Source organism: Streptococcus orisratti DSM 15617, from assembly GCF_000380105.1.
GTDB classification, from domain to species: Bacteria; Bacillota; Bacilli; order Lactobacillales; family Streptococcaceae; genus Streptococcus; species Streptococcus orisratti.
This window is the reverse complement of the sequence record NZ_KB904490.1, coordinates 1-11,502: the sequence shown is the minus strand read 5'-3', so window position 1 is coordinate 11,502 and position 11,502 is coordinate 1. Positions and strand designations below refer to the sequence as shown.

Sequence of the window (11,502 nt, the reverse complement as noted above, 5' to 3'; positions counted from 1 at the left end):
GTTGTCCCTTTTGGATGGCAGAAGAGACAATAGCGTCCATTTCATAGAATTCTTCCTTGTTTAGGGCAACACCTGTTCTAGAGTCTGAGAGCTTAGCTTCATAATCAAGCTGAGCTCTTTTGGCGTAGTAGAACTGTTTCTGGTATCCACAGTTCAATCTCTTTTTTGGACAGGCATTACAAACGTAAGGAGCCTTTTTGAGTAGAGGGCAGGCCTCGCAATTAGATGTCACAGAATTTTCTTTAACCACTCGATTTCTGCGAACTTCTTTTGAGATTGTGGACGGGTCTTTTCCTAGCTTAGCAGCTATAGCTGAGAAGGGCTTAAGTTGTTCAATTCCTATTTGAATATCNTTGCGATCAGAGAGAGTTAAGTGTTTGTTTTTCATTATTAGTTACCAACTTGTCCCATAGTAAGTTCTACCTTATTTTTTTGTCTCAGTCTAATTTCCAGTTTTGGTGTTAGACTAGAATTTACTTTGAGAATTTAGGAACTGAATTTAGCAATTAAAAAGGCTTTACAGAGTCTTTTTTTTGTGTTATACTGGTCTTCGTGTGAAATAACAGCAGAGAGACATGAAGCTCGTCAACAGTTGTCTTGCTATAAGTAACCTTGGCTGTTTAGGCGAAGGACACCTGCACGAATCAGGGTTTCTTAAAACGTTATTTCCTACAAAATTATATTTTTATAGGAGGACATGAAAATGTCACGTTATACAGGTCCATCATGGAAACAATCACGTCGCCTTGGTTTGTCACTTACAGGCACAGGTAAAGAGTTGGCACGTCGTAACTACGTACCAGGACAACACGGTCCAAACAACCGTTCAAAACTTTCAGAATACGGTTTGCAATTAGCTGAAAAGCAAAAATTACGTTTCTCATATGGTTTGGGTGAAAAACAATTCCGTAACTTGTTCGTACAAGCTACTAAAATCAAAGGTGGAACACTTGGTTTCAACTTTATGGTTCTTTTGGAACGCCGTCTTGACAATGTTGTTTACCGTCTTGGTTTGGCAACAACTCGTCGTCAAGCTCGCCAATTTGTAAACCATGGTCATATTCTTGTTGATGGTAAACGTGTTGATATCCCATCATACCGCGTTGAAGTTGGTCAAGTTATCTCAGTTCGTGAAAAATCAGCTAAGGTTCCTGCAATTCTTGAAGCTGTTGAAGCAACACTTGGACGTCCAGCTTTCGTATCATTTGATGCTGAAAAACTTGAAGGTTCATTGACTCGTCTTCCAGAACGTGATGAAATCAACCCAGAAATCAACGAAGCACTTGTCGTTGAATACTACAACAAACAACTTTAATTTTAAAAGTATTATTAAAAGAGTCCTTGCGACTCTTTTTACTTTTGTCAAAAAATTAAATAGGTAAGAGTTTTAGAATTAGGTTAGTCATCTGACGCGGAGATTCTTTTTTACCATTGGCAATCCAAGATTGACAGAGACCAAAAAAAGCGAAAGAAAAGTAAATGCTACTATATTCTTTTTCGACAGGGGAAAGTTCCTCACGCCCAAAACGATTTTGAAAATCAGTATTGATAAAGATGCGCACCTTATTAACAATAAAAGCTTGAAATTCCCGCGTGCCATTCGCCGAAATTAAGGCAGATAGCAATTGCTCACGTTTTAGAAATTCAAAAATCTCTAAAAACGCTTGTTCTTTATTGCCTTCGTGTTTTTCAAAAATATATTCAACTTGATTGAAAAGGGTTTGTTGGCAGGAATCAATCAACTCAAATTTATCCTTATAATGTGTGTAGAAACTTGAACGGCTAATGCCAGCTTCTTTGGCGATTTTGATGGTGGTAATGTCATCAAAACTCTCTGTCTTTAAAAGAGTGACCATAGCTTCTTGAATGGCTTTTTTTGTATTAGCTCTGCGATTATCACGTACCATAATAAAACTCTTTTGAACAATTATAGACAGAGTGTCCAAAAACTCCTTCTTTTTCTTGAAATTATTTCATATCTCTGTATAATATATTTTATCACAATTTTTGAACAATGTGTCCAAAATAGGAGAAAATATGTTAGAAGAATTAAAAGCACTTATAAAAAGTCCCAAACTTTGGGTAACAATGATTGGTGTTGCTCTTATTCCAGCACTTTATAACTTATCTTTCTTAGGTTCCATGTGGGATCCTTACGGTAATGTGGATAATTTGCCAGTAGCAGTCGTTAATCAAGATAAGTCGTCAACGCTTAATAATCAGACCTTATCAATTGGTGATGATATGGTAGACAGTATGTCTAAAAATAAAGCATTAGATTATCACTTTGTTAGCGAAAAAAAAGCTGAAGAAGGTTTGGAAAACGGTGATTACTATATGGTTATCACTTTGCCAAAAGACTTGTCTGAAAAAGCAGCTAGTCTTTTGACAGATGACCCTGAAAAATTAACGATAAATTATCAAACAACAGTTGGACGTAGCTTTGTAGCCTCTAAGATGAGTGAGTCTGCAATGACTAAGCTTAAGGATACCGTTTCTAAGAATATCACGACAACTTATACACAGGCTGTATTCAAGAGTATGTCTAGTTTACAAGATGGTTTACAAGAAGCAAGTGATGGTGGTAATGAATTGCTCTCAGGAAGTAAACAGCTTGAATCTGGTAGTCAAACCATTACAGATAACCTCAACACAGCAGCATCAGGCAGCCAAACTTTAGCAGACGGAACAGCGACACTTTCAAGTGGTTTAACAACTTATACAAATGGTGTATCAACTTTGGCGAGTGGTGCAAATGAATTAAATAGTAACTCAGCGGCTCTTATCAGTGGTATCGCTCAGCTAAAAGAAAGTTCTACACAAGTACAACGACTAGTTGATGGGGCTAATAGTTTAACAGATGGTTTACAGCAACTGGCAACCTCTACAACACTTTCGGCAGAAGAAACTGAAAATATTCAATCATTAATTTCAGGTTTACCACAATTAAATGCTGCTATTCAGCAACTAAATACTTCTGTTTCTGAGGTATCTTCAAATATTGACACTACGAAAATTTCAACTGCTTTAAATGATATTGCTTCACAAGCTACAGAAATTTTATCAGCAGAGGAAAAGGATAGTTCAGACAGATTAGCTGCTATTCAAGCAACAGCTGCTTACCAAAGTTTAGATGCAAGTCAGCAGGCTGAACTGGTTAATGCATTAAATACTTCAGGAAACAGTGTTAGTCAACAAGCACAACAAATTTTAAAAGATGCCAAAGCAATGCAGGTGGCTTTAGCAGCACTATCGTCTTTATCAAGTAAGGTAACTGAATTGCAGGCGGGAGTTTCACAAATTGCAAACCAATCAAATATTGCTTTACCTGGATCTGTTGCAGCTTTAACAAAATTATCTGCTGGTTTAACTAAGGTTAATACAGTTACCACTACACAACTTGTTCCTGGAAGTAGTCAAATCGCTTCAGGAGTCTCAACGCTTAACACAAAATTAAGTAGTGGTGCAAATGAATTGTTGACAGGGGCAACAACCTATACAAACGCTGTTTCGCAAATCGCTTCTGGTGCTAACCAATTGGTTGCTAATAATAATCAGCTAACAAGTGGTGCTTCTCAATTGCAATCTGGTGCAGAAGCATTATCTTCTGGTTCAAGTCAGTTAGCTGCTGGCAGTGGCACGTTGACAAGTGGATTGACAACGTTGACAAGCGGTCTTTCAACATTGTCCTCTTCACTTACAGATGCAAGTAAGCAATTATCACTTGTTTCTGTAACAAATAAGAACGCCAAGTTGGTTTCCAATCCTGTATCAACAAAAGAAATAGACAACGATAGCGTGAAAGTAAATGGTATTGGTATGGCACCTTACATGATTGCGGTATCACTTATGGTAGTTGCCCTTTCAACGAACGTTATCTTTGCCAGCTCATTGTCAGGACGCCCAGTGAAAAATCGTTTTGAATGGGCCAAACAAAAACTCTTTATTAATGGATTGATTTCAACTGTTGGTTCATTAGTATTGTATGGTGCTATTCAATTCCTTGGATTTGAGGCCAACTATAATCTGCGTACTATAATGCTGATTATTCTGAGCGGCTGGACATTGATGGCCTTGGTTACAGCTTTAGTTGGTTGGGATGACCGTTACGGTTCCTTCATTTCACTCTTAATGCTCTTATTGCAAGTTGGATCAGCAGGAGGTTCTTATCCTATCGAACTCAGCCCAAAATTCTTCCAAGTGGTTCATCCTTATCTACCAATGTCTTATATCGTATCTGGGCTACGTCAGACGATTTCAATGACTGGGAACATTAGCAAAGAGGTTGGTATTTTATCAGCATTCCTTCTTGCTTTTATGGTAATGGCTGTGCTGATCTATAGACCAAAAAAGGAAGTCGTTCATTAATTGAACACTCAAAATAGCATTAAAAGACATATCAAAACGGCACTGACCCCCTAAAATAAGACATACGAAAAACACTCCCACTGACATCTAGTAAACTAGAAAGAGGAGTGTTTTGTTATGGGCTGAAAAGCCTATTCGTTAGTAACCAAGTTATCCTGTATCGAAATAGAAAAAGCATGAAAGTCCCATAAGGTCATCTACCATATCTCTGACAACTTTGAGCCCTCTATCGTAGCAAAATTTGCCATCAATCAAACACAGATTTTCAGCATACTACGCCCACATCCGTATCCTTGACGAAAATCCAGAACAGGATAGCCGCCTAATCCTCAGCTATGCAACCGTCCTCAAAGAAGCCCTCCAACTCCTTGGTGTAGAAGCTCCAGATAAGATGTAAGATTCGAGAAACAAGGACTAAAAAAGGGAGTGGGAAAGAACTCAATAAGTCTAAAAAGAGTTCTCCTCACTTCCAAACATCTAGGTTCGGGCTAAAATAGTCCACTGGACTATTTTACTCCCACCCCCGCACAGCTCAAAAGGTTCAGTGAACCTTTTGAGGTTGGAAATGAAGCGAACTCTGTTCGCATCAGTCGTAGAGGTCAGATTTGGAGTGCAAAACACGAACAAATCTGCCAATCAACCACTGCGATGAAATATTGACACGAACTTTGAGAAGCGAGGCTGGACTTTTTGCTCAGCCTCTTTTTATCTATTCTTAATGATTGCGGCGTTCTTTCCAAGCTAGTAGGCTAGCAACTAGCACTCCTATTCCAGTCAGGCTAAGGAGCATTTGTGCCTCTTCACCTGTCTTTGGTAAGGTCTTTTTCTCTTCTTTTTGAGTTGTTAGCGCCTCTGTTTTAGCTTCAGTGACCTCTGTTCTTGCTGTTGTGCTTGCTGTTGATGACTGTCCGCTTTACCACTTGTGGTGCTAGCAGAGCTGCTGCTTGAGGTTGCACTAGACTCGGTACTACTTGTCTCCGTCTGCGGTGTTTCCGTCGTCGGTGTCGGTGCTGTTGTCGTAGACGCTTCCGTCGTTGGTGTCGGCGCTGTTGTTGGTTCTTCGGTCACAGTAGGATCTGGAGTTGGTTTCGGTGTTGGAGTCGAGTGATCTCGTATGTACCAGATACTGACGTGGGTTTCGTTTTCCATTGCCTCATAGGTATATGTGCTAGCCTTAGACCCGTCTGTAAGCCTATAGCCAGGGAAATCAAGCGCCGATACGGTGTGACTTTCACCTGGATTAACCGTAATGACTTCTTTTTTGAGAGTGGTGTTACTTAGGTCGCCATTAATAGAGACCCAAGCGACATTAAGAGTCTTAGGCTGCTAAACTTGTAGTTCGGGGGGTGAGCTTGGAGTGTCAACCTTATTATAAAGAAAACCATCCGCAGGATACCAGTCTTCATCATGCCAAACATTATCACCAGTAACATAATCATAGGTGATTGATATACTATTAGCACCATCTACAACATAGCCATCAATATGTGGCGCCACTTCTATAATGGTTTCACCCTTCGAAATTACACCCTCCTTATATGGTGCGATATCCGTATAAGAAGGAACACCTCCATTCTCCACTGTATCATTCAAGGAATAGTGAATGCGATAGGTAATAGGTTGTTCATCTGCATGAACAACAGTAGGAGCGTTCAGCAACTGCCCACCCACAGGTGCGACTACGCCACTAAGAATAGTCACTGACGCAAAAACAAGACCAAATTTAACAAATTTTTTCATTTTCTTCACCTTTTTGTAACCCTTTTTAGGTTACTCTCCTTTTATTTTGAATAAGCCCCTGCTACAATAGGATTTATACGTGTTTTAGTTAACAGTCGTTAACTAAAACAATGAAAAATCAAAAAATGCCAATCTGACAAAAGTTCAAAAACCCTGTCAAATCAGCATTTCTAATATTTTTTATTGATAACTTTAATTATTTTAACAAACGACCGTCTACTAAAACATTTCACGATTTTACTTTACTGTTTTTTCTAGCTTTTGTCAACGATTTTTGGGTTAATTTTTCGGTTTGTTCGGATATTGTTGCGCCTTAAAACACTATAAATGGTAGCAGTGGAAATCTGGAGCTGCTTGGCGATGTCTCGGATAGTCATGTCTTCTTCCAGATAACTTCTAATGACTTGCTTTTCTTTGGATTTTGATATGCCTTTATTGCCCAACTTGACCCCTCGCTCTCTGGCTTTACGCAGTCCGTCTTTGGTGCGGTCTGAAATTGCTTGAAGCTCCCACTCTGCCACATAGCCCAACATAAGGCAGAAGAATTTACCTGTTAGTGAATCCGTTTCGATTTGTTCGTGAAGAGATTGAAGGCGGATATTATAGCTAGTTAGCTCCGAGATGATAGCAGACAGGTGGAGCATTTTTCTGGTCAGGCGGTCTAGCTTATAGACCACAAAACTGGTTTCTATGCCACTTTCAGCGTAATCCTTGGCGAGCTTGATAGCTTTTTGAAGTTGCGGTCGCTCTTGCTTGCCACCTGATTCTTTTTCGATGTAGAGCTTGTCGCAAAAGTTTAGAGCTTCTTTTTGAACTTCTAGCCCCAGTTCTTGGCGGTTGTCTGTTGAACTGACACGGGCGTAGCCAATAACGACAAAGCCGCTTTCTTGATGTTGCTTAATGATTTTCTTCACCGTTTCCTCCTTGCTTTACTATTGTAGCGGGATGGTTCTATTTTAGAAGAAAGGAGAAGCTCATAAAAAGTGTTTTTTTTCTGTCTCAGTGTGGGCATAGTACCGATTTGTCATGTTCGTTTTTTTATTCTATTTAGAAATGTTTTATTTTCTATGGTTAAAATATTTGCCTCACGGGGGACGGCATACTATTATCGTAATTTTAGAGCAATTTTCTTGAAATCAAAAATAGAATATTATATAATTGACTGGTCAATAATTGATTTGTCAATTATAGGAGGTTTACATGACTGAACTTAGCTCGTTGATGTATCAACTTAAAAGAAGTGATCAGAAGATTACTCAACTTTTTGAAGAAAGGTTGGGAATTAGTTTGACTCGATATGAAATTTTATCTCAGCTTTTGAAACAGGCTCCATGCACTCAAATAGCTTTACAGGATAGTTTACAAATTGATCAAGCGGCGATAACACGACATTTGCGGATTTTGGAGCAATCAGCTTATATTGAAAGGAAACGAAATCCTAAAAATCAACGTCAGGTGATCGTTTATGTGACAGACAAAGCCATTCAAGAAATACAAGTAAATCCAAGTCAAGAACATAAAAAAGTAAAGCAACAAATGCAACAAATTTTAAGCGATTCAGAAGTTCAGAACTTGTCCATTTTACTTGACAAATTGGTTACTGGATTAGAAAATATAAATTTTTAAGGAGAAGTTTATGTCAATTATTACTTTAATTTTAGCAACTTTAGTTGCTTTGGAGCATTTTTATATTATGTATTTGGAGACTTTTGCAACCCAATCAGCTGCAACAAGCCGTGTTTTCAACATGAGTCAAGAGGAGTTACGACGTGATTCAGTTAATAAACTTTTTAAAAACCAAGGTATTTACAATGGTTTAATTGCAGTCTTTTTACTTTACGGTGTGTTTACAGGAAGTATAACTGTGGTTACAATTTTCTTGTTAAATGTAATCTTTGCTGCACTTTACGGTAGCTTGACAGCTAATAAGAAAATTATCTTGACCCAAGGTGGCTTAGCTATTTTAGCGCTACTTAGCTTATTATTTTAAATTAAAAATCCATTCCTATAAAAAAATAGAGGTTCATCTAGTAATTGATGAACCTCTATTTTGGGGAGTCATGACTAATTTTTAGTGTAAACTAATCATACCATTTTTATTTGTAAGGCTAAGGTTAACCTGAGTTGGGAGAGCTTTTCCTGCTTGTTTACTAATAGTGACAAAACCATTCTTATTTTGTGCTTTTACTTGGCAGTGACTAAGGTTATCATCTGTCAACGTGATGTCAATGAAACCATTTTTATTTTCAACGTCAATTTTTGCAGTAAGTTCAGTGTGTTCGATGATAATGTTTCCATTTTTATTTTCCAACTGAGTTTCTTGAATAGATCCTTGAATAGTTCGTATATTTCCATTTTTGTTGACAATTTGACAGTTTGATAATTGACATTCAAAACAATTAAGATTTGCATTTTTAGTTTCTAGTTCGCTCTGAATAAATTGACAATTAGTCAATTTGATATTTCCATTTTTACTCTTGATTTTTGCGTGAGCATTTTTTAGACAAGAAACTTCAATATTACCATTATAAGAAATTAGGACAAAGCTGTCACATGTAACTTCGTTCAGAGAGACGTCGCCATTTTTACTATCACCTATAATGCTAGATAATTGGACGTTCTTTGGTAAAATCAGAGTAATTGTTTGTCGTTTTTCCAACAAACGTCCAACGAAGAGGTTAGAGAAAATCATGCTATTTTCCTGTGCTAGTTTATTCTCAATAATGTCTAGTCTGCCCCCATTCTGATTGACAGTGATGTTGTCACCATCGCTGTAGTAAGAAAGTGTAGGCTGTGCGATGTCATCTGTAAAAATATCAAGGTTCAGGGTGTACAGCTGGAAAGTAAGTGACGTTATCGAAGAGAATTTCTGCTCAATCCAAGTAGCTGGTATAGGTTCGTCATCATCCCAATCAGTCCAATCTTTTTCTGGTTGGATTTTTTTGATGTCTAGCGTGTTAATAATTTCTTCTGCAACATCAGCGGGCTCGCCTAATTCTTGACAAATTTGCGCTTCCTTATCTGGTCCAGCTTCATCAAAATACTCGGTGAAGTGTTCCATAATTTCATTATAATCATGTTGAGGAATATTTTTGAGGTGTAAACTTAGTTGATTCAAAAAGTCGTCTTTTGTCATGAGAGGTCTCCTTATTATTGAATTGAAATATCACCCATACTACTCTTAATAGTCAGTGTGTTTGGACTTGATTGATTTAGTTGATCAGTAATATCAGCATCACCAAGATTATTGTCAAGTTTAACTTTTAGGTTTTTACTAGCTAAAGTGATATCTGTATCACCAGCTGCAATATTGAGGGTATTTGTTCCTTTAAAAGTCATATCATTGGCAGAAAAATCACCCATATTTAGTTTGAAATTTGACTGGTCAGCAGTGCTATTTTCAAAATCAACTTCACCAGCGTTGGCTGTAAGACTGAACTTGGTGAGAGAACTCTTGTCAAAACTGCTACTACCAGCAGAGATATTGGCATGACCAGAATTGATGGTTGTGTTTTCAATATCTAGGTCACCCGCAGAAATTTCAAAATTAGCATCAGCTATATTTATATCACTGAGAGATAGGCTCCCAGCTTTTAGGTTGGTTTTCACTGAGTTCAAGTTAGTATCTTGAGGAACAGAAATCAAGATTGTGTGGGGGGTAGTTATTTGGCCGTTTTGAGTGAAACCAATGAGGTCAGAAAGGTCGAAAAAATTAATAACAGTGCGACTCTTAGGAAACTGTGAACTTTTCTGACTTACCTTTAAAGTCCCATCTTTGATTTCATGAGTCAAAGGTGATTTGGTTTCAGTTGAGTAAGAAATAAAAGGTTTGTCAATATCAGCTTTAGTAATAATGACATCTGAGACATCACTATCAAGAGTAATATTTTTAAAGGTATCTAATGTCATTTTTTTATAGTTCACTTTAGTAGAAATTTTTTTGGCATTGGTTAAATCAGAGACTCCTCCAGTTGCAAAGCCGTAAGCAGCCAATGTAGCACCTAATAAAGTAGCGCCGATACCAATTCCTAAAAGAACTTTTACCCATTTTTTCATTTTCTATCTCCTTTTCTTTACTGTATGTTTGGCTAGAGCAATGATACCTTGACCGGATAGTTTAGCGATGCTTACAGCAGCCATAATAGCCAATATGGATAGCCCTATAGATAATAAGCCAATTCCTAATCCTAATGTTGTCGTTGAAGTTGAAATACTAAGATACGACCAACTATCATAGAGCATATACAGACCTGATGTTAAAAAAGCAGCGCCTAACATAAGAACGGTAATAACAACAGCAAATCCTACAGCCAAAATGGTAATCAGAAGAGCAAATAGTATAAACACTAAAGGAAGGCTCAAAGGTGTTCCTAAAATCGCTAATATAGCAATCCATACAGTTCTAGTAGTTTTTCGGGGTGTCTTTGTATCATCTACAATTTTTTCATCTAGCAAACGATTTATTAAGTCACTTGCTGCTTCTTTGGGACTTCCTAATTCCGCAATCACTTGTGCTTCATTTTCAGGTCCAGCTTCATCAAAATATTCGGTAAAATAGTCCATAGCTTCCTGATAGTCCGCTTGTGGCAATCGTTTTAAATAATGTTCTAGCTTTGCTAGATATTCAGTCCTTGTCATGTCGTAATCTCCCTTCAATAATTCCGTCTAAAGTATCTTTATAGCTCTGCCATTCTCCTTTTAGAAAAATAAGCTGTGCCTCTCCCTCATCAGTAATGGTATAGTATTTACGTTTCCGTCCCTGATGTTCTTGGGAGTAAGTGGTCAAGAAACCAGCCTTTTCTAATTTTTTGAGAATGGGATACAAAGTTGACTCTTTGATGTTGGCAACTAATTTGATAGTTTGGCTAATCTCATAACCATAGGAATCTTGTTTTTCCACGATAGCTAAAATTAGAAATTCAATCAATACAGCAGATGTTGGAAAATACATGGACTCACCTCCCTATATTTTATATGTAATTATTTTATATATAAAATATAAACCTATTCTGAAATAAAGTCAAGGAAAAATATATAAAATTTTTATATATTTTTAAAACCCCACTTGTCAAGTCAAGTGCAACAAGTTCATTGATAACTAGAGTTCCAGAGGTTAAGCTGTTTGGGCTANCCCAAACAAAATATTTGCGGTTTTATACTTGTGAAGTCGTCTAGGTCTGTCATTGATAGCAGAGACGTAGTGATTGAGTTCTTCTGTCGTTAGTGAGTTAAGAGAGACACCTTTTGGGAGAAACTCTCTCAAGAGNCCATTGAAATTTTCATTTGTTCCTCTTTCATGAGAAGCATAAGGATGGGCAAAATAGACTTCCACACCTTTTAAGTCTGACAAGCTACTGAACTCTGAGCCATTGTCCGATGTGATAGAGCGAATAG

13 protein-coding genes and 2 pseudogenes are annotated in these 11,502 nt (G+C 37.6%); 5 read left to right on the top strand and 10 right to left on the bottom strand.

Features of this window, described 5'->3' with window-relative positions; all coding sequences use genetic code 11:
• A partial coding sequence (locus tag A3I7_RS0108940) for a helix-turn-helix domain-containing protein (RefSeq protein ID WP_018376446.1) occupies positions 1 to 388 on the bottom strand: 388 nt, incomplete at its 3' end.
• A 315-nt stretch (positions 389 to 703) separates the two neighbouring features.
• Between A3I7_RS0108940 and rpsD the strand changes: the two genes are divergently transcribed.
• The gene (gene rpsD / locus A3I7_RS0108935; RefSeq protein ID WP_018376445.1) at positions 704 to 1,315 is read left to right on the top strand and encodes a 30S ribosomal protein S4; all 612 of its coding nucleotides are present in this window, start codon (positions 704 to 706) and stop codon (positions 1,313 to 1,315) included.
• Positions 1,316 to 1,370: 55 nt separating this feature from the next.
• Here rpsD and A3I7_RS0108930 read toward each other — a convergent pair whose 3' ends face one another.
• On the bottom strand, positions 1,371 to 1,907 hold the full coding sequence (locus A3I7_RS0108930; protein ID WP_018376444.1) for a TetR/AcrR family transcriptional regulator: 537 nt from the start codon (positions 1,905 to 1,907) through the stop codon (positions 1,371 to 1,373).
• 130 nt (positions 1,908 to 2,037) lie between these two features.
• Here A3I7_RS0108930 and A3I7_RS0108925 point away from each other — a divergent pair, with 130 nt between their 5' ends.
• Together A3I7_RS0108925 and A3I7_RS13755 are read left to right on the top strand one after the other, a co-directional pair.
• On the top strand, positions 2,038 to 4,368 hold the full coding sequence (locus A3I7_RS0108925; RefSeq protein ID WP_018376443.1) for a YhgE/Pip family protein: 2,331 nt from the start codon (positions 2,038 to 2,040) through the stop codon (positions 4,366 to 4,368).
• Between the two features lie 204 nt (positions 4,369 to 4,572).
• Positions 4,573 to 4,765 (top strand): annotated as a pseudogene (locus A3I7_RS13755) (DALR anticodon-binding domain-containing protein); the annotation flags it as partial.
• A gap of 318 nt (positions 4,766 to 5,083) precedes the next feature.
• On the opposite strand, the pseudogene A3I7_RS14910 reads toward A3I7_RS13755, so the two are convergent.
• The 3 genes and pseudogenes from A3I7_RS14910 to A3I7_RS0108910 form a co-directional block, all read right to left on the bottom strand.
• Positions 5,084 to 5,194, bottom strand: a pseudogene (locus A3I7_RS14910) (LPXTG cell wall anchor domain-containing protein); the annotation flags it as partial.
• A gap of 500 nt (positions 5,195 to 5,694) precedes the next feature.
• Positions 5,695 to 6,108: a hypothetical protein gene (locus A3I7_RS0108915; protein WP_018376441.1), complete on the bottom strand. Its 414-nt coding sequence runs from the start codon at positions 6,106 to 6,108 to the stop codon at positions 5,695 to 5,697.
• A gap of 254 nt (positions 6,109 to 6,362) precedes the next feature.
• Entirely contained in the window at positions 6,363 to 7,022 is a 660-nt protein-coding gene (locus A3I7_RS0108910) for a recombinase family protein (protein WP_018376440.1), read from the bottom strand.
• 286 nt (positions 7,023 to 7,308) lie between these two features.
• Here A3I7_RS0108910 and A3I7_RS0108905 point away from each other — a divergent pair, with 286 nt between their 5' ends.
• Both A3I7_RS0108905 and A3I7_RS0108900 read left to right on the top strand, forming a co-directional pair.
• Positions 7,309 to 7,734, top strand: coding sequence for a MarR family winged helix-turn-helix transcriptional regulator (locus tag A3I7_RS0108905; RefSeq protein ID WP_018376439.1), 426 nt, complete (start codon positions 7,309 to 7,311; stop codon positions 7,732 to 7,734).
• 10 nt (positions 7,735 to 7,744) lie between these two features.
• Positions 7,745 to 8,098 (top strand): DUF1304 domain-containing protein, encoded by a 354-nt coding sequence (locus A3I7_RS0108900; RefSeq protein WP_018376438.1) that lies wholly within the window; start codon positions 7,745 to 7,747, stop codon positions 8,096 to 8,098.
• Positions 8,099 to 8,179: 81 nt separating this feature from the next.
• Here A3I7_RS0108900 and A3I7_RS0108895 read toward each other — a convergent pair whose 3' ends face one another.
• The 5 genes from A3I7_RS0108895 to A3I7_RS0108875 all read right to left on the bottom strand — a co-directional run.
• The gene (locus A3I7_RS0108895; protein WP_018376437.1) at positions 8,180 to 9,244 is read right to left on the bottom strand and encodes a DUF4097 family beta strand repeat-containing protein; all 1,065 of its coding nucleotides are present in this window, start codon (positions 9,242 to 9,244) and stop codon (positions 8,180 to 8,182) included.
• A gap of 14 nt (positions 9,245 to 9,258) precedes the next feature.
• Positions 9,259 to 10,164, bottom strand: a complete 906-nt coding sequence (locus A3I7_RS0108890) for a DUF4097 family beta strand repeat-containing protein (protein WP_018376436.1) — start codon at positions 10,162 to 10,164, stop codon at positions 9,259 to 9,261.
• A gap of 3 nt (positions 10,165 to 10,167) precedes the next feature.
• Positions 10,168 to 10,746 (bottom strand): DUF1700 domain-containing protein, encoded by a 579-nt coding sequence (locus tag A3I7_RS0108885; protein WP_018376435.1) that lies wholly within the window; start codon positions 10,744 to 10,746, stop codon positions 10,168 to 10,170.
• On the bottom strand, positions 10,733 to 11,059 hold the full coding sequence (locus A3I7_RS0108880; protein WP_018376434.1) for a PadR family transcriptional regulator: 327 nt from the start codon (positions 11,057 to 11,059) through the stop codon (positions 10,733 to 10,735). The genes A3I7_RS0108885 and A3I7_RS0108880 overlap by 14 nt, the downstream gene beginning before the upstream one ends.
• Positions 11,060 to 11,221: 162 nt before the next feature.
• Positions 11,222 to 11,502, bottom strand: a 281-nt coding sequence (locus tag A3I7_RS0108875) for an IS30 family transposase (RefSeq protein ID WP_018376433.1), incomplete at its 5' end; no start/stop codon positions are given.

Coding starts and splice junctions, on each gene's coding strand:
- A3I7_RS0108905 (WP_018376439.1), top strand. CDS start 7,309: ATGACTGAACTTAGCTCGTTGATGTATCAACTTAAAAGAAGTGATCAG.
- A3I7_RS0108890 (WP_018376436.1), bottom strand. CDS start 10,164: ATGAAAAAATGGGTAAAAGTTCTTTTAGGAATTGGTATCGGCGCTACT.
- A3I7_RS0108880 (WP_018376434.1), bottom strand. CDS start 11,059: ATGTATTTTCCAACATCTGCTGTATTGATTGAATTTCTAATTTTAGCT.
- rpsD (WP_018376445.1), top strand. CDS start 704: ATGTCACGTTATACAGGTCCATCATGGAAACAATCACGTCGCCTTGGT.
- A3I7_RS0108915 (WP_018376441.1), bottom strand. CDS start 6,108: ATGAAAAAATTTGTTAAATTTGGTCTTGTTTTTGCGTCAGTGACTATT.
- A3I7_RS0108885 (WP_018376435.1), bottom strand. CDS start 10,746: ATGACAAGGACTGAATATCTAGCAAAGCTAGAACATTATTTAAAACGA.
- A3I7_RS0108895 (WP_018376437.1), bottom strand. CDS start 9,244: ATGACAAAAGACGACTTTTTGAATCAACTAAGTTTACACCTCAAAAAT.
- A3I7_RS0108930 (WP_018376444.1), bottom strand. CDS start 1,907: ATGGTACGTGATAATCGCAGAGCTAATACAAAAAAAGCCATTCAAGAA.
- A3I7_RS0108925 (WP_018376443.1), top strand. CDS start 2,038: ATGTTAGAAGAATTAAAAGCACTTATAAAAAGTCCCAAACTTTGGGTA.
- A3I7_RS0108900 (WP_018376438.1), top strand. CDS start 7,745: ATGTCAATTATTACTTTAATTTTAGCAACTTTAGTTGCTTTGGAGCAT.